The following is a 16,937-nucleotide window of genomic DNA, read 5'->3' on the forward strand; positions in this document are numbered from 1 at the left end:
CCTCCTCCAAAAAGGTCGCATGGAACTTAGTACAGCTTCTAAGATACTCCACGTCATTTGCCCATGCAACAGCAAAACCTTTATGCCGCGGGACGTTAGGGCGCAGCAGGCTGTAACAGTCAACCCACGGCGTTGTGCTAGCAGAAAGAGGCAGAAGCATTGTAAGAAGTGTTTGACAGAGGTGGATGCGCATGGTGACTTCACAGGATGGCAATATCACTCACTGTGACTTTCGCGGTAATGGTGTCTGGTGAAGTTACTGAGTGGAGATTTATTTTTGAGGGAGACCGGTGAGAAGTAACAGTGACTCTGCTTTGAGAGCTTCAGTAGACACGTCCCGACACAGTGAAGGTAAAGGGGGAGCGGCAATATGGATAGGTTCTTATCGTGAGAGTTTGGGAAAAGAAGACTTAAGTTTCAGCCAATGTGCTGATGCTTACGTGCTAGCTGACGTTTGGCATCTCCTGACACCGGTCCCCGACATCCGGCGTCTGCTGCGGTCTGTGATGTCGATGCCGGACCCGCCCAATGACCTTCTCACGCAGCACAGTGCCATGAGACAGGGAAGGGAATCGAACCGGGCAATCGTGTAGCACCGTTGGGGATGCTGAGAAACCGGCTCCATGGCGTTACTGTGACGGGGGGCGGAAAATCAGGAGGTGACCTGCGAGGGGATTCAGACGACGATGCGAAATTCTGCGCCCTCCTCCACATTGCGGACGGTGAGAAGGCCGCCCATGCTTCGCTCGATGATGTTCTTGGACATGAAGAGACCGACTCCCGTGCCGTTTTGCGGTCCTTTGGTGGTGAAGTAGGGGGCAAAGATCTTCCCCATGATCTCCTGGGGGATCCCCCCCGCGTTGTCGGCGATAGTAACAATCGCCCTCCCCTCTTCCGTGCCGACGGTGATCACCACCCTCGGGTCCTCGACCTCGCGCTCTACCAGTGCGTCCCGGGCGTTGTTGATGATGTTGATCAGCACCTGGGAGAACTCGTTCGGGAAGCCGGTGACCACGGCATCGTCATTGACAACGACCTCGACCTTGATCCCCTTCCCTTCGAGGCTCCCCTCGATGAGGGAGAGCGTCCTGCGGACCTCGTGCGAGATGTGGAAGACCACCTTTTCACGGTCCGGCCTGAAGAAGTTCCTGAAGTCCTCGATCGTCTGCGACATATGCTTCACGAGCTCCATCGACTTCGCGGAGTTCCGCGTCACGGCAGCTTCATCGACCTCCCCCAGTTCTACCAGAAGGGGAATCTCCTGGACGAGCAGCCCGAGAGAGTTGAGCGGCTGGCGCCACTGATGGGCGATGTTGTTGATCATCTCTCCCATCGCAGCGAGCCTGCTTTGCTGCATCAGAAGATGATCCTTTTCGCGCAGCTCCTGGGTACGTTCCGCTACCCGCTTGTCGAGCACCTCATTCAGCTTTTGCAGAGCCTCCTCCGACTGCCGCGACTTGTCCCAGAGGTGCGCAAGTTCCACGTTGCGGTCCTGGAGCTCCTCGCTGCGCGCCTGCAGCTCTTCGTTGTAGGCCTGCAGCTTTTCCTCGTTCTCCTTGAGCGCCGCCTCCACTTTCTGCCTGCGCGCCACTTCTTCCTCGAGAGCCCTGTTTGTCTCGTGCAGTTCCTTGAAGATCAGGTCGTACGGCTCCTCGATCCCGGTGGAAACTATCGCCTGATAAATGGCGGCGAAGGAGAAGAGCTTGAAGTAGTGCCCGACCATGTTGGCGATGCCGTAGTTGTCGGTGTACAGGGTAAAGCAGAGCTCTGAGACAATGGTGTAGACGATGGAAAAGAAGAGGAGCCTGTACACCGCTGCGGAGAAGCGGTCCTTGTTTCTCATCAGGAGGAAGAGGCTGGCGATAAGGATGCCGCAGATGACGTATTCGCTGTAGACCTTGAAGGGGGTGAGCCCCTGCCCCTCGATGAAGCAGATGGGGAAGATCTTCCAGTAGAAGATGCTGGCGATCAGGAAGAAGGTGACGAGCGCGTAGCCGAGGATGGCCGCACGCATGTCGACCCTCTTTTTCGTGTACAGGAGGCTGAACGCGGCAAGGAGCGTCAGGCTCTCCAGGAAGCGCGCCGAGACCCACAGCTGGTTCGCGTAGTAATCGTAGTCGAGAAATATCCGCATCCCCTTGAAGGAGAGGGTATGCAGCAGGTCGAGTATCCCGATGAAGAGGGAGGCGACTCCGACCATGAGGAGGTATGGGTTCTTTATGTACCGAACCGATTTCCAGGTGATGATGAAGACGGAAGCGGCGACGATTATGCTGAAGAGCTCAACGATGCTGTGAAAGAGGAGATAGCTCAACGACCTCGTGAAATAGAGGCCGACGACGACGCAGGCCATGAAGATCCAGTAGGTGAAGCTTCCTTTCTTTTCGGTTGTCTCGGTGTACTCCACGCCAATACCTCTGATGCCTGGTCGCTATAGAAAGTTTCCCATTGCGGGACGCGGAGTCGTCGGCCGATACCGTCCGGCAACCTCCCTCCAGATGCCATACCGGATCCCGCCGGCAACTGGCCGTGCTCTATTGTGCCTTCACCTTTGCCTTCGAATCAAGGGGTAAAGCCGTCCCGTCCGCGCGCCCTGTTGGCACTCGCGGCATGTCCAGCACCGGATCGCACAACTCCCTGCCGACAGTGGGTCCACTACTGCGTGATGTTGAAGGTCGCGGTGAGGGAGTTCGAATCGGAGCCGGCGCTGTCGGTGAGGTACATCCTGGCGGTGTACGTCCCGGGCGTAAGAAACATGACGTTGGTGGTTGTGCCGTTGTAGGTGCCGACCGTTTTGCCGGAAGGGATTGTGAGGGTGATCGTCTTTGAAAAGACCTGCGCGCCGCTGGGGTTGTACACGGTGTAGGTACCGGTGGAAACGTCGCCGTCCGGATCGCTGAAGTCGAAGCGCCAACCGACGCTGGTGACGGTATTTACGGTGGTCGCATTTGGTGTGTACTGGAGGTTGAAGATAGCAGGCGCTGTTCCGGCTGCTGTCTGCCCGGCACCCCCGCCTCCGCCGCCGCACCCGGCCAGCGCAAATGCTAGAAGAATGATCGTTGCTCCATATTTAAAAGCACTACATTGCATCACACTTTCTCCTTGTCTGAAGATGGAGGTTAAGAAGAAGTCATAAAAGCCCATGAATACTATCACAACTTCTGCTAGTCCACCAATAAAAACTGGAAAACAGTCTCCAGTGATTTGGGGGCGACAACTTTTTGTTAACTGTGACCGACAAAGCCGTTGACGCAGCGTGAATCGCAGTGTTATTCTCCCATGCTTTCAATTCAATTCCTTCCGGCGCGAACTTGCGACGGCATGGAAAATACAATGGTGATAGGAGTTGACCAGTGAGAAAAAGAGTAAGCCTGGCGTCAGCAGTACTTGCAGTTGCCCTCTCCGTATCCTCCGTCTTTGCAGCAGATGCTTCGAGACCTCTCATCGGCGTCTCCAAGATCGTCTCCCACCCCGCCCTCGATGCCGTTGAGAAAGGTCTCCAGGACGAGCTCGCCGCGCTGAAGATCTCCGCGCAGTTCGACCTGCAGAATGCCAACGGCGACTCCAACACGGCAGCCTCCATCGCCAACAAATTCCAGTCCGAGAAAGTGGCCGTCGCAGTAGGCATCGCGACCCCGACCGCGCAGGCGCTGGTCAACACACTGAAAACGACTCCGGTGGTATTCTCCGCCGTCACCGACCCGGTCAAGGCCGGCCTCGTCAGGTCCCTCACGAAGGGTGGCAAGTATGTCACCGGCGTCTCCGACATGACCCCGGTAAAGCAGCAGATCGAGCTTCTCCTCAAGATGAAGAAGGTGAAGAGACTCGGCCACATCTACACGAGCTCCGAGGAGAACGCGGTGGTCCTCGCCGGCGTCGTGAAGCAGGCGTGCAAGGATCTCAACATCGAATTCGTGGAGACGACCGTCTCCAAGTCCTCCGAGGTGAAGCAGGCAGTACAGGCGATCGTGAGAAGGGTCGACGCCCTCTACATCTCCACCGACAACACCGTCGTCTCCGCCCTGAGCGCGGTCACCGACGTTGCAATGAAAAACAAGATCCCGGTCATGTCCGCGGACCCGAGCTCCGCAGAGAAGTTCCCGGTCCTCGCCGCCTGGGGCTTTGACTACTACAAGATGGGGCGCGTCACCGGCCAGATGGTCGCCGCTATCCTCAAGGGGAAAAAGCCTGAGCAGATGCCGACCCGCTTCATGACCAAGGCTTCCGACGTCGACCTCCTCATCAACCTCGACGTGGCGAAGAAGCTCGGCCTTGCCGTGCCGCAGGATCTCGTGAAGACCGCCAACAAGGTGGTACAGAACGGCGCGCTCACCAAGAAGTAGTGAAAACAGCGACGGCGCCCGCTTGGGCGCCTGTCGCCAGTCCAAGGTAAGGAAGTAGCGTTTTTATGATCGAAGGGATTTTCGTAGAAGGACTCATTTACGGGATCATGGTACTCGGGGTGTTCATCTCCTTCCGGGTGCTCGACTTCCCTGACCTCACGGTGGACGGTTCCTTTCCGCTGGGGGCTGCACTGATGGCGACCTGCATCCTCTCCGGGATAAACCTCTGGGTTGCTCTGTTGATCGCCTTTGCCGGCGGTGTCATCGCCGGGTACGCCACCGCCCTCATCCACAACCACCTGAAGGTGCCGAACCTGCTGGCCGGCATCCTCACCATGACGATGCTCTACTCGGTGAACATCAGGGTTCTCGGCAACCGCGCCAACGTCCCGCTCCTGAACCAGGACACCGTCCTCACCTTCGTTGCCGCGAGGCTCGAGGGAATCGTCCCCGAAGAGTACCAGGTCCTCGTCTTCTTCGTGATCGTGGCGATCATCATCAAGGTGCTGCTCGACATGTTCTTCCGCACCGACCTCGGTCTCACCATCGGGGCGATGGGGAACAACGAGCAGATGGTTGTCTCCCAGGGGGTCGACCCGAAGACGCTGAAGGCAATCGGCCTTGGTCTCTCCAACGGTCTCGTGGCCCTCTCAGGCGCCTTCGCCGCGCAGTACTTAGGCTTTGCCGACGTCGGTCTCGGCCAGGGGATCATCATCTCCGGCCTCGCCTCCGTCATGATCGGCGAGTTCCTGATCATGAAGAGCAACCGCATCTCGGTGCTGACCCTCTGCGCGCTCCTGGGCTCGATCTGCTTCCACGGAGTCCTCTACGTCGGGCGCTACTACGGCTATCTCGTGAAGATGACACCGAACGACCTGAACCTCATAAAGGGTATCCTGATCATCATCCTCCTTGTCGCGACCCAGAGCAGGAAACTGAAGAAACCGTCCAGGGGGGTGGTGAGCAAATGATCGAGCTTAAAGACGTATCGATGATCTTCAACCAGGGGACGGTGAACGAAAACCAGGCCATCTCCAACATCAACCTGAGGGTGAAAGAAGGGGACTTCATCACCGTTATCGGCTCCAACGGAGCAGGGAAGTCGACGCTTTTCAACCTGATCGCCGGGACGATAACGCCGACCTTCGGCTCCATCCACCTGAACAACCGGAACGTGACGCGGGAGCCGGAGTACAAGCGCGCGAAGTACATCGGCCGCATCTTTCAGAATCCGTTGCTGGGGACCGCCGGCAACATGAGCCTGGAAGACAACATGATGATCACCTACCGCAAGGGGTTCAAGTGGCTGAAGCGCAGCCTCAACCACGCCAAGAGGGAGCTCTTCCGCTCCGAGCTCGTCCAGCTCAGGATGGGGCTTGAGGACCGCATGAAGGAGAACCTGGCCATGTTCTCCGGCGGTCAGAGACAGGCGCTGACCCTCCTGATGGTGGTCCTTTCGAAGCCGGACCTGATTCTCCTGGACGAGCACACCGCGGCGCTCGACCCGAAGAACGCGGAGATCGTCCTGGAACTGACGAACAAGTTCATCGAGGAATACAAGCTGACCGCGATGATGATCACCCACAACATGACCCACGCCATCGAGTTTGGAAACAGGCTCCTCATGATGGACAAGGGGGAAATCATCTTCGACGTCGAGGGGCAGGCGAAAAAGGAGCTCACCGTCGAGCGGCTCATCGAGAAGTTCCACGAAATCCGCCACAAGAGCTTCGAGAACGACCGGACCTTACTCTCGGAGGACTGAGAGAAACGGGATCTTTGAGAGAGAAAAGGCGCCGGAGGGAAATCCTCCGGCGCCTTTTTATCATTCAGCAGATGTAATGTAGGCCGGGATAAGCCGGAGGCGTTCCCGGCAGACTCTGGTGATCCTGCAATGCCGCTTTTTGCCGGAAACGCTGCGCTTATTCCGGCCTACATTGCTACATACAACAACGTAAAGCATGACCCCTTTCTACGCCAGCTTGAACTTCCCCACCAGGCTCTGCAGGTCCTCCGCGAGGGTTGCAAGGTCACTTGCCGCGCCCGCGCAATGATGGGCACCACTGGAGGTCCTTTGCACGACGCCGGTGATCTGCGTGATGTTGCTGGAGATCTCCGCCGTCGTCGCCGTTTGCTGCTCTGCCGCCGTGGCAATCTGGGCGATCTGCAGCGTCACCCCGGACACCTTCTCGAGGATCTCCTGCAAAGACGCCCCCGACTTCTCCGCCTCCACCGTCCCGGCTCCGACCTCGTGCACTCCTTCCTCCATCGCCTGCACGGCATCCCGCGTTTCCGCCTGGATGGAGCGGATCATCTCCCCTATTTCCCGCGTCGCCTTCGTGGTCCGCTCGGCAAGCGCACGTACCTCGTCGGCGACGACGGCAAAACCGCGCCCCTGCTCACCGGCTCGCGCGGCCTCTATCGCGGCGTTCAGCGCCAGGAGATTCGTCTGGTCCGCTATGTCCTCTATGGTGCCGACAATTTCGCCTATCTGGTCGCTGCGCTGCCCCAGACTCGCCACGGTAGCGGCTGACGCTTTCACCCTTGTCGCGATGCGGGACATAACCTGCACGGTTTCTTTCACCACGGCGGCACCGGCCTCGGCGGAGGCGGTTGCCCCCTTCCCTTCCACCGCGGCAAGGTGGCAGTTTTGGGCGATGTCACCGGAAGTCGCCGCCATCTCCTCGGTGGCAGTCGCCACCGTGCCCGTCTGGCAGGCGACCTCGTCGGCCCCGTTGGAGATGACCTCCGAGGTGTCGTGCAGGTCGCTGGCGGCAGAGGCGACGGCCCTGCTATTGCTCGCCACTCTTTGCATGAGCCCCATGAGCGTTTGCGCCATCTGGTTTACCTCTCCGGCAAGCATCCCCATCTCGTCCCGTGTCGTTATTGAAGATCGGGCGGTGAGGTCCCCCGCTGCCACCTCCGTCAGGGTGCCAAAGACGCTCCTGAGGGGCCGGCTGATGGAGTTGGCAATCAGGACGCCGAGCGCGCAAAGGAGAAGAGCCGCCGCTGCCCCGATGGCTACTGTCCAGGTGATGGATGAGTGATAACCGGAAAGATCGGACCTGTAGGTCGCGGCGGCTGCGTCGATGTTGTACTGCACAAGTTCCACGATTGCCTTCGTGGGCTTCTCGCTCAGCGGAGTTATGTTTCGTGTAGCATAGGCCAGGTCCTCCTCACGCTTCGCCGGATCCCCCAGGTGCCCTGCCACGGTGCGGGACAGTTTCACCGCCTCGGCATGGTACGCCTCACTTCCAGCCGCGAAGATATCTATCAGATCCTTCTCCTTCGGCTCCAGTTCGCTTTTTTTGAACTCCGCGATTCCGTCGACGATCTTGCTCCGTTGCACCTCGAGGTCCTGAGCCAGTTCCTCGACCTTTGAGCGATCCTTCACAAGGAGGATGCGGGCGACATCGAGCCGCATGGAGAAGAGATGCCCCTTCAGGTCGTTCAGGAGCCCGACATGCCGGACGGCAGCACTCATATCCTCTTCGCTCCGGGCCATCCCCTGCATCTTGAGGAGCCCCCCGGCCACCAGCGCAGCCATGGTGACAACAGCTAACGCAACGAGCACCAGACACTTCGTCTTCACCTTCAGATTCATCCAACTGTACATTACGCCTCTCCTCTATCTTCCTGAGCCTGATTCAGAAGATATCGTCGTAAGCGCCGGCACCTTGAGAACTTAATGAGGTGTAAACGGATTTTTGATAGGGGGATGGAGGAGACATGCTCCGGAGTGGGGTTAGCGCAGCACAAGACCAAGGAGCCAGTACAGCGCCATCCCTACGATGACGGTCCCGGCAAGGGAGCGGGTCTTGAGGGCAAAGAAGAGGGTCGGAATCGCCGCCAGGAGATCGGGGCGCGACGGATCGAAGGTGCGCGGCGTGCCGGTGGTTACCAGCACCGGCGCCACAAGGGAACTCAGTATGGCGACCGGCACGAGGTCGAGCCAGTCGGTGAGCCAGCGGGGGAGTTGCCTGCGGGAAAGGAGGGTCAGCGGGAGCATGCGCGGGAGATACGTGGCGAGCCCCATCCCCACGATCAGCAGTACGTAATGAATATCAGGCATGCACCTTCCTTTTTCTTGAATGTCTCTTTATCAGAAAGCCGATAGTCGCGGCGGCGCAGGAGGCCGCGATTATGTGTCCGTTTCCCTGGAAGATCAGGGAGAAGGATACGGAGAGGACGGCGGCGACGACTGCAGTGATGATGTGCAGCCTCTCCCGGAACTGGAAGGTCAGCAGGCAGATGAACATGCCGGTCAGGGCGTAGTCGATGCCGAAGGCGCCGGGGGGGACGAGGTTACCGATGTAGACGCCGGCGACGGTGCTGACAACCCAGCAGGCATTCGCGGCCTGGTTCATGGTTAGGGCACGCCACCGGTCCCACCCTTCCCCCCTGAAGCGCGCCATGTTGACGGCGAAGCTTTCGTCGGTGACCCCGTAGGCAAAGAGAGCCAGAAAGCGCCTGCTGATCCCGGGAAAATGCACGGACATGGCGGAGCTCATAAGAAGATGCCTCAGGTTCACCACGAAGGTCGTGGCGACGATGGTGACTGCCGAGACCCCGCTGCCGATCATGGCGACGGCGATGAATTGTGAACCGCCGGCAAAGACGAGCACGGACATCAAAAGGACATGCAGCGGGCCGAGCCCCGCCTTCTGGGCCAGCACCCCGAAGGAGAGCCCGATGGGGAGATAGCCGAGACAGACAGGCCAGGCGGCGCCAAGGCCGTCCCGCACGACGCAGTGACGCTCACTGACCAAGATTCCCCTCCACAGTCGCGACAGGGTCACCGAAGTTCAGGTTCAGAAAGACTGCCCCGATGATGATCGACATACCCACGACCTGTGACAGGACGATCTCCTCCCGCAGAAAGAGGGTGATGAAGACGAGCGACAGAACCGGAGTGAGGAGCGCAAAGTTCGAACTGTGGCTTGTCCTGGTAAGCTGCAGGGCGCGGTTCCAGAGGATGAAGGCGAGCGCTGTGGGGAAGACGCCGATGTAGAGGAGGATCAGGAGATCGACGGCCCCGATGCGCCAGGTGAAGCCGTAGAAGGGCATAAGGAGAAGAAGAAAGAGGAGCCCGAAAAGGTTGAACAGGAACATCCCGATACCGACATGGAAGCGGGCATGCTTGATGAGGACGCAAAAGAGCGCAAAGGTAAAGGCGCAGGCAAGGGAGAGAAGGACCCCCGAGCTCATCTCGAACCCGCGCAGGCTCCCGCCGGAGACGAGAATGAAGACTCCCATGAAGCCGAGGAGCACAAAGGCGACCGAGCGCAGCGAGGAGTGCTCGCGGTACACCAGGCGGGCCAGCACGATCATCATGAGGGGATACGTATAGGTGAGGATGACGACCTGGGCGGCGGGCAGGTGCTCGTACGACTTGATGCACAGAAGCTGCTGCACACCGAGCCCGATGACGCCGGTGAGGATGAAAAAGAGCGGCATCCTGCGAAATTCGGCGACGACCCCGCCCGCCTCCCCCGTGCGCAAAAGGTTCAGAAAGAGCGCCAGGACCGCGAAGCTCCCCATGTACACCGTGACGCTGTAACCGTCGAGGCGGGAGACACTGAGCTTGAAGGTCGTTCCGAGGGTGGCGAAAAGGAGCACGGCCAGGAGCGCGTAGATGCTCCCCTTGGTGGAGTCTTTCATTCCTGGGGCGCCTCCGCGGGTACGTTACGGAGGACGATGTCGCGCCGGGCAGTAGAGATAGCCGACCACGAGTAAAGCGCGAGCCCGCTCCAGATGCAGAGAAACGATGCGAGGTTCGCAGCAGTGAAGGGCTCGTGGTAAAGCCAGACCGCCTGCAGGAAGTGGAGGCTCGGAGTGATGTACTGCAGAAAGCCCATGGTCATGAGCCTCAGGCGGCGCGCGGCGGCAGCAAAGAAAAGGAGCGGGACGGCCGTCACCACCCCGCAAAGGATGAGGACGCCGGTGTCGGCTGCAGGTCCCGCGAGAAAGGCGCCGCGCCCGGTGAGCCCCAGATTAACCAGAAGAACCAGCGCCATCGGCCCCGCGAGGAAGGTCTCCATGGAGAGCCCCACCAGCGAGTCGACGGCCACTGTCTTGCGCAGAAGGCCGTACAGCCCAAAGGTGATGGCGAGGAGAATGGCGATCCAGGGGACTGCGCCGAGGGTGACTGCAGAAACTGCGACACCGACGACCGCAAGGAGAAGGCTCACCGCCTGCAAGCGCTGCATCCGCTCGCGCAGGAGCAAAAAGCCGAGCAGGACGTTGACCAGGGGATTCATGAAGTAGCCGAGACTCGACTGCAGCACCTCCCCCTTCCCTATCGCATAGATGAAGATAAGCCAGTTGGCGGCGATGAGAACCGTGCTGCAGCAGAGCGTGGCAAAGGTCTTCCACACGCGAAACGCGCTGCGGATCTCACCCCAGCGACCGCTGACCGTCACCAGTACGGCCAGAAAGAGCATCGACCAGACGATCCGGTGCGCCACCACCTCCAGCGGCGGGATGTGGGAAACGAGCTTGAAAAAGAGCGGAAAGAAGCCCCACACGAGATATGCCGCAAGGCCGCAGAGTACGCCGCGTCTGCTTTCCTGCGCAGCGGTCAAGCCGGCCTCAGTTGCACCGGTACTCATGCACTCTCCCTGATAGCGGCGATTTGACCGTCTGTTATGACTGAGAGCTCCTGCGGCGTGAGCCGAAAGAGGGCCGCCGGCGTCCCCGCCGCTGCCCACAATTCCTGGTACTGCAGCAGGTCCTCATCTATTACCGTCGGAAGCTTTTCCGGGTGCCCGAGGGGGGCGACCCCGCCGATGGCGAAGCCGGTCTTCTCACGCACGAAAGCAGCATTTGCCTTTGCGATCGGCTCTCCGGCTATTTCGGCGAGGCGCGCCTCTGCGACGCGGTTGCGACCGCTGGCAAGGACAAAGAGAGGGTTGCCGCTGACCGTCCCGCGGAAAAGGAGGGATTTTACAATCTGCCCCACATCGCAGCCGACAACCTGCGCCGCCTCTTCCGCGCTGCGGGTACTCTCGGAGCGCTCCTCCACGCGGCAGGAAAGCCCGAGAGCCGTCAGGGCATCCTGCACGCGCTGCGCGCTCCTGCTCAGTTGTGCTTCCATATCAACTCCAAAAGAGATCAAATTGCAATTGGCGGCGGGGCCTGGCGCTGAGCTAGGCGGATCCCACCAGGTGCCACACCTCGGCAGGTTTACGGTGCGGCATCGCTGCCGCGGCGATACATTTTAACCGGGCATCCCCCCATGCTTCCACGACGATGTGTTCACGGGCGGTTACCTCGATCTGTTCCCCCGGTGTGAGTACGTAGTCACACGGGTCCCCGCTCCGCGTCAGGTAGAGACATCCCGCCAGACAGCGCAGGGCCCTCACTTCCTTGTTTCCGTCAATCCCCAGTACAGCGCCATCATCGAGTCCGATTTCCATGACTCCCCCTTCCGCTTCACCGAAGCGGCTATTCCTTTGATGATGGATACTATAAAGTACCTTGCGAAAAATAACAGATACATTAAATTACAATTGTCACCATAACAGTTTGACAATCGCGACACTGTACCCTATTTTTATTCGCGCAACTGTTACTGTCGCAAGACTTGCCGACTCGATAGGATGTGGCCCATGGAAAAGAACTGCAGCGTCAACGGCTCGAAAACGCCCCTTTATGAAGAAGTCGCCGGGCAGGTCGCCCACCTCATCGAAGAGGGCACCTTCGGCCCCGGCTCGCGGATACCCTCGGTGCGGGCCTTGAGCCGTCAGCTCAACGTGAGCATCAACACGGTGATGGAGGCGTACGGGCTGCTGGAGGACCGCAGCCTCATCGAGGCACGTCCGCAGTCAGGGTACTACGTGCTGGCGCGTCTCGGGAACATCCCTGCCGAGCCAGGGGTCTCGTCCCCGCGCTCGCAGCCGACGAAGGTGAGCATCAAGGAGCTCTCCAACATGATCATGCGCGACATGCGGGACACCTCCCTCGTCCCGCTCGGCGCGGCGATCCCCAATCCCGAGCACCTCCCGGTGGACAGGCTGAACCGCATGCTCTCCACCGAGGCGCGCCGCTACCGGGAGCAGAGCGTTTCCTACGAGAGCCCTCCCGGTTGCGAGAAGCTGCGGGTGCAGGTCGCCCGCCGTCTCGTCTCCACCGGCTGCACCCTCACCCCGGACCAGATCGTCACCACCTGCGGCTGCATGGAAGCGGTCAATCTCGCGCTCCTTGCCGTCTGCCGCCCCGGTGACACCGTCGCCATCGAGTCGCCGAGCTACTACAACTTCCTGCAGGCACTGGAGCTTTACGGCCTGAAGGCGCTGGAGATACCGACCCATCCGCGGGACGGGATGAGGATCGACACCCTGCGCTACGCCATGGAGCACAACAAGATCAGCGCCTGCCTCGTGGTGAGCAACTTCTCCAACCCGTTGGGGAGTCTCATGCCGGACGACAAAAAAAAGGAGCTTGTGGAGCTCCTGGCCGCGCACGACGTCCCTCTCATCGAGGACGACCTGAACGGCGACCTCAGCTTCTCGCACGAGCGGCCGCGGGTGGCGAAGTCGTACGACAAGAAGGGGCTGGTGATGCTCTGCTCCTCCTTTTCCAAGACGCTCGCACCGGGGTACCGGGTCGGCTGGATCGCGCCGGGGCGCTTTCAGGGGGAGATCGAGAGACTGAAGGGGATCACCACGATAGCCGACGCCACCCCGCCGCAACTGGCGATAGCGGAGTTTCTGGCAAATGGCGGCTACGACCATCACCTGAGGACCCTGAGGCGGATCCACGCCCGGCAGACCTCGCTCATGGCGCAGGCGGTCGGACGCTACTTCCCTGAAGGGACGAAGATCACCAATCCTGCAGGGGGGTTTGTGCTGTGGGTGGAGTTTCCGGAATACGTCGACTCCCTCGTCCTGTACGAGCAGGCGCTGAAGGCGGGTATCACCATCGCGCCGGGGCCGGTCTTCTCGGCGATGCAGAAGTACCGCAACTGCATTCGCCTCAATGCCGGATACTGGTCCGATAGGGTGGAACGGGCGATAGAAACGCTCGGGAAATTTGCCGCAGCGATGGAGAGTTGAGGGGCGCACCCCATCCCCGCCCTGTCCCTCCCCCTTGAAAGGCTCCTCCGGCAATTCCGGGGTCGGTACATTGCCACGAAGCACTGCAGAAGGCCCAACGTTCCCCCCTTTGCGAAGGTTCATCCGGGAATTCCGGGAATTCAGCCCGGTCGCTTCCGTTGACGTGAGGGGACACTAGTGGCGCCGCGCTGGAGCACAGGCTTCCCAGCCTGTACCGCGGCGCCAGCCGCGCGGTCTGTGGCGGCTGCGCCGCCATCGCAGGCAAGATGCCTACGCTCCAGCGTGGGCGCACCCGGATTCTTTGTAGCGCGTTCCCCAGAATTCCCGGAAGACCCTTCGCGAAGGGGGGACAGGGGGGATTTAGCTCTTCGTTGGCACTGAGATATCTCTTCACTGCCCCGGGGCCTCACGCTGGAGCGCAGGCATCTCCGCCCACGTTGGCGGCGCAGCCGCCATCTCCCCGGAGCCCGGAGATAGTCAGTGGATCCCCAGGAAACCCCGTATCCCGGTAAAGACCAGCTGAGCGGCGATCGCGGCGAGCATGAGGCCGGTGAGCTTGCTCATGATCGTTATCCCCTTCCTCCCGATCACATGCTCTATCGCCTGCGCGCAGTACAGAATTATCCCGATGCACAACACCGCTGCGGCAAGCGCACCGCATCCCGCCGTCACCTGCCAGTACTCCTGCAGATCAGCACCCATGACCATCAAGGCACCGGTCGTCGCCGGCCCCACCGTGATCGGGATCGCCAGCGGCACGACTGAAATGTCGTCCTGCCGCTCTCCAGGCGCGACCGCCTCCCCCTGCACCATCTGCACGGCCGAAAGGAAAAGGAGGGCGCCGGCGCCGATGCGGAAAGCGTCGAGGGTGATGCCGAAGAGGGTGAAGAGATGGTTGCCGAAGAAATAGAGAATGAAACAGGCGAGCAAGACGGCGAAGGTGACGCGGACCGCCAGCCTGCGCCTCCCCTCCCCTCCCATCTCCTGGGTCATCGCCAGAAATACGGAGAGGACGAAGAAGGGGGTGAGGAGGAAGAAGAACTTGATCCACACGCTGATGAAGAAGTTTACGTACATGTTCATGATGCCTCCGTCGTGGCGGAGGAGGCTCCAGTCACCGCCGCACTCTTTGAGTAGCGGGACGAGACCCTGGTAAAGATGAAGAGGCCGGCAAAGATCAGCGCCCCGCCGAGAAGCTGGCGCGCGGTCGGGGTCTCATGGAGGAAGATCGAGGCCCAAAGGATTGCTCCGAGCGGCTCGCCGAGGATGCTGACGGAGACGACCGACGCCTGCACGTAGCGTAGCGCCCAGTTGAAGGTCGTGTGGCCAAGGACTGTGCACACGCCCGCCAGTGCAAGAACGAGTACCCAGTCTGCAGCGGGATACGGGTAAAAAGGGATCTTCGCAAAGAGGGTCGCCGCGACCAGCACGACGGAGCTCACGCCGTAGGTCACGAAGGTATACCCGGAGAGCTCCACGCTCCCCCGCAGCCGCCGCCCGATCAGGATGTAGCCGGAGACGAAGATTGCTGCGGCAAATGCCAGCACGTCCCCCCAGAAGGCATCCATCCCGATCTTGAAATCCCCCGCCCCGATGACGAAGCTGCCGGAGAGGGCGAGTATCCCGCCAAAGACGGCCATGCGCGGCACCTTCTCTCCAAAGAAGAGCCACGAGCCGAGGAGCACGAAGACGGGCTGGGTGGTGACGATGACGACGGAGCTGGCGACGCTTGTGTATTTGAGCGAGGTGAACCAGGTGACGAAGTGGAGCGCCAGGAAGGCGCCGCTTCCGGCGCACAGGAGGAGCTGCCGGCGATTCATCGCTCGCACGCCGCGAAGGCGCCCGGCAACAGTGGTGGGCGCCAGGAGAAGGAAGGTGAAAAGGAGCCGGTAGCTCGCGATAATGAGGGGGGGCGCCGTGCACAGCCGCACGAAGAGCGCCGAGAAGGAGACGGCAAAAACCCCTACCAGGACTGCAAGGTAGGGGTTCACCAGCGGTTTATGTACGGTTGCCTCAGGCACCCTATTCTCCAAGGTAAGCCTTGCGCACCTCGGGATTAGCTGCCAGCTCCTTGGCGTCACCTTTCAGGACGACCTCGCCCGTCTCGAGGACGTAGGCGCGGTTGGCGATGGAGAGCGCCATGTGGGCGTTCTGCTCCACCAGCATGATCGTCGTCCCGGTCTTGTTGATCTCGCCGATGATCTCGAAGATCTTCTCCACCAGCATCGGAGCAAGCCCCATGGAGGGCTCGTCCAGGAGGAGGAGCTTCGGGCTGGTCATCAGGGCGCGCCCCATGGCGAGCATCTGCTGCTCCCCGCCGGAGAGGGTCTTCGCGAGCTGCTTCTTGCGCTCGGCAAGGCGGGGGAAGAGCGAAAAGGCCCGCTCGATCCCGTCCTGCATCATCTTCTTGTCGCTCTTGGAATAGGCACCCATCTCCAGGTTCTCCAGAACGCTCATCTTGGAGAAGACGCGACGCCCTTCCGGAACCTGGCAGATCCCCATCTTCACGATCTCGTGGGGGGGAACCTGGGTAATATCTTTTCCGTTATAGGAGATCTTGCCGGCGGCCGCCGGGACGATCCCCGAGATGGTGTTGAGAATGGTGGTCTTCCCGGCGCCGTTGGCACCGATCAGCGCTACGATCTCACCCTGCTTCACTTCGCAGTTGACACCTTTGAGGGCCTTGATCGCCTTGTAATTTACCGAGAGTTGTTCAACGACGAGCATCATCTGATCCTTTGCGATCTTGGTCTTGGTCCCTAGTGGACGGCCGCTTTGCCGAGGTAGGCCTCGATGACCTTCGGGTTGGCGCGCACCTCGTCCGGGTTCCCCTCGGCGATCTTAACGCCGTAGTCGAGAACGGTGATCCGGTCGGAGATCCCCATCACGAACTTCATGTCGTGCTCCACGAGGAAAACGGTGATGCCGGTCCCCCTGATCTTCTGCACGATGTCCATGAGGATCTGCTTCTCGAAGGGGTTCATGCCGGCAGCCGGCTCATCGAGGAGGATGATGCGCGGCTTCAGCGCCAGGGCGCGGGCAATCTCCAGGCGGCGCTGCTCCCCGTAGGAGAGGTTGGAGGCAAGCTCCGCAGCCTTCCCGGCGAGCTCGACGCGGCCGAGGCACTCCATGGCGAGCTTCACGAGCTCCGCCTCCTGCTTCTTCACCCAGGGGGCCGGTGCCATGATGGCGCCCATGAGGTCCCAGGTGCCCTGGGTATGGGCTCCGATCAGCACGTTTTCCAGCACGGTCAGCTCGTTGAAGAGGCGGATGTTCTGGAAGGTGCGCCCGATGCCGAGGGCGGCGATCTGGTGCGTCTTCTTGCCGCTGATCTGGCTGCCGCTGAAGCTGATCTTCCCCTCCGTCGGGGTGTAGATCCCGGTGATCAGGTTGAAGAGGGTGCTCTTTCCCGCGCCGTTCGGCCCGATGAGGGCCTGGATGCTCCCCTCCTCCACGGCGAGGTCGACCTTGTCGACCGCCACGAGGCCGCCGAAACGGATAGTCACTTTATCGAGGTTAAGTATTGTAGCCATACGGA

General features: G+C 60.5%; 17 protein-coding genes. 4 read left to right on the forward strand and 13 right to left on the reverse strand.

What is annotated here, in order from left to right; genetic code table 11:
- Positions 1 to 676: 676 nt before the first annotated feature.
- Both LPW11_RS19775 and LPW11_RS19780 read right to left on the reverse strand, forming a co-directional pair.
- Entirely contained in the window at positions 677 to 2,407 is a 1,731-nt protein-coding gene (locus tag LPW11_RS19775) for an MASE3 domain-containing protein (protein WP_230995585.1), read from the reverse strand.
- Positions 2,408 to 2,655: 248 nt separating this feature from the next.
- The gene (locus LPW11_RS19780) at positions 2,656 to 3,090 is read right to left on the reverse strand and encodes a hypothetical protein (protein WP_230995586.1); all 435 of its coding nucleotides are present in this window, start codon (positions 3,088 to 3,090) and stop codon (positions 2,656 to 2,658) included.
- Positions 3,091 to 3,353: 263 nt separating this feature from the next.
- Here LPW11_RS19780 and LPW11_RS19785 point away from each other — a divergent pair, with 263 nt between their 5' ends.
- The 3 genes from LPW11_RS19785 (at position 3,354) to LPW11_RS19795 (ending at position 6,108) form a co-directional block, all read left to right on the forward strand.
- Positions 3,354 to 4,343: an ABC transporter substrate-binding protein gene (locus tag LPW11_RS19785; RefSeq protein WP_230995587.1), complete on the forward strand. Its 990-nt coding sequence runs from the start codon at positions 3,354 to 3,356 to the stop codon at positions 4,341 to 4,343.
- A gap of 65 nt (positions 4,344 to 4,408) precedes the next feature.
- Positions 4,409 to 5,314, forward strand: a complete 906-nt coding sequence (locus tag LPW11_RS19790) for an ABC transporter permease (protein WP_230995588.1) — start codon at positions 4,409 to 4,411, stop codon at positions 5,312 to 5,314.
- Entirely contained in the window at positions 5,311 to 6,108 is a 798-nt protein-coding gene (locus LPW11_RS19795) for an ABC transporter ATP-binding protein (RefSeq protein WP_230995589.1), read from the forward strand. The genes LPW11_RS19790 and LPW11_RS19795 overlap by 4 nt, the downstream gene beginning before the upstream one ends.
- Positions 6,109 to 6,315: 207 nt before the next feature.
- Here the strand turns inward: LPW11_RS19795 and LPW11_RS19800 are convergent, their stop codons facing one another.
- The 7 genes from LPW11_RS19800 to LPW11_RS19830 form a co-directional block, all read right to left on the reverse strand.
- Entirely contained in the window at positions 6,316 to 7,959 is a 1,644-nt protein-coding gene (locus LPW11_RS19800; protein ID WP_230995590.1) for a methyl-accepting chemotaxis protein, read from the reverse strand.
- A gap of 129 nt (positions 7,960 to 8,088) precedes the next feature.
- Complete coding sequence (locus LPW11_RS19805; RefSeq protein WP_230995591.1) at positions 8,089 to 8,415, reverse strand: AzlD domain-containing protein; 327 nt, start codon at positions 8,413 to 8,415, stop codon at positions 8,089 to 8,091.
- On the reverse strand, positions 8,408 to 9,112 hold the full coding sequence (locus tag LPW11_RS19810) for an AzlC family ABC transporter permease (protein WP_230995592.1): 705 nt from the start codon (positions 9,110 to 9,112) through the stop codon (positions 8,408 to 8,410). The genes LPW11_RS19805 and LPW11_RS19810 overlap by 8 nt, the downstream gene beginning before the upstream one ends.
- Positions 9,102 to 10,004 carry a DMT family transporter gene (locus LPW11_RS19815; protein WP_230995593.1) on the reverse strand — a complete coding sequence of 301 codons (903 nt, stop codon included), beginning with the start codon at positions 10,002 to 10,004 and terminating at the stop codon, positions 9,102 to 9,104. The genes LPW11_RS19810 and LPW11_RS19815 overlap by 11 nt, the downstream gene beginning before the upstream one ends.
- Entirely contained in the window at positions 10,001 to 10,954 is a 954-nt protein-coding gene (rarD, locus tag LPW11_RS19820; protein ID WP_230995594.1) for an EamA family transporter RarD, read from the reverse strand. Before rarD ends, LPW11_RS19815 begins: the two co-directional genes overlap by 4 nt.
- A complete protein-coding gene (locus tag LPW11_RS19825; protein ID WP_230995595.1) occupies positions 10,951 to 11,439 on the reverse strand; it encodes a YbaK/EbsC family protein in 489 nt (162 codons plus the stop codon). The genes rarD and LPW11_RS19825 overlap by 4 nt, the downstream gene beginning before the upstream one ends.
- A 52-nt stretch (positions 11,440 to 11,491) precedes the next feature.
- Entirely contained in the window at positions 11,492 to 11,761 is a 270-nt protein-coding gene (locus tag LPW11_RS19830) for a DUF2917 domain-containing protein (RefSeq protein WP_230995596.1), read from the reverse strand.
- Positions 11,762 to 11,953: 192 nt separating this feature from the next.
- Here LPW11_RS19830 and LPW11_RS19835 point away from each other — a divergent pair, with 192 nt between their 5' ends.
- Positions 11,954 to 13,399 carry an aminotransferase-like domain-containing protein gene (locus tag LPW11_RS19835; RefSeq protein WP_230995597.1) on the forward strand — a complete coding sequence of 482 codons (1,446 nt, stop codon included), beginning with the start codon at positions 11,954 to 11,956 and terminating at the stop codon, positions 13,397 to 13,399.
- Between the two features lie 477 nt (positions 13,400 to 13,876).
- Here the strand turns inward: LPW11_RS19835 and LPW11_RS19840 are convergent, their stop codons facing one another.
- Genes LPW11_RS19840 through LPW11_RS19855 form a run of 4 tightly spaced genes read right to left on the reverse strand, consistent with a single transcriptional unit; the run spans position 13,877 to position 16,932 of the window.
- The gene (locus LPW11_RS19840; RefSeq protein WP_230995598.1) at positions 13,877 to 14,482 is read right to left on the reverse strand and encodes a MarC family protein; all 606 of its coding nucleotides are present in this window, start codon (positions 14,480 to 14,482) and stop codon (positions 13,877 to 13,879) included.
- Positions 14,479 to 15,420, reverse strand: a complete 942-nt coding sequence (locus LPW11_RS19845) for a DMT family transporter (RefSeq protein WP_230995599.1) — start codon at positions 15,418 to 15,420, stop codon at positions 14,479 to 14,481. Before LPW11_RS19845 ends, LPW11_RS19840 begins: the two co-directional genes overlap by 4 nt.
- Position 15,421: 1 nt before the next feature.
- The gene (locus tag LPW11_RS19850; RefSeq protein WP_230998333.1) at positions 15,422 to 16,126 is read right to left on the reverse strand and encodes an ABC transporter ATP-binding protein; all 705 of its coding nucleotides are present in this window, start codon (positions 16,124 to 16,126) and stop codon (positions 15,422 to 15,424) included.
- Positions 16,127 to 16,158: 32 nt separating this feature from the next.
- Complete coding sequence (locus LPW11_RS19855) at positions 16,159 to 16,932, reverse strand: ABC transporter ATP-binding protein (RefSeq protein WP_230995600.1); 774 nt, start codon at positions 16,930 to 16,932, stop codon at positions 16,159 to 16,161.
- Positions 16,933 to 16,937 lie beyond the last annotated feature (5 nt).

Source organism: Geomonas sp. RF6, assembly GCF_021044625.1.
GTDB lineage: Bacteria > Desulfobacterota > Desulfuromonadia > Geobacterales > Geobacteraceae > RF6.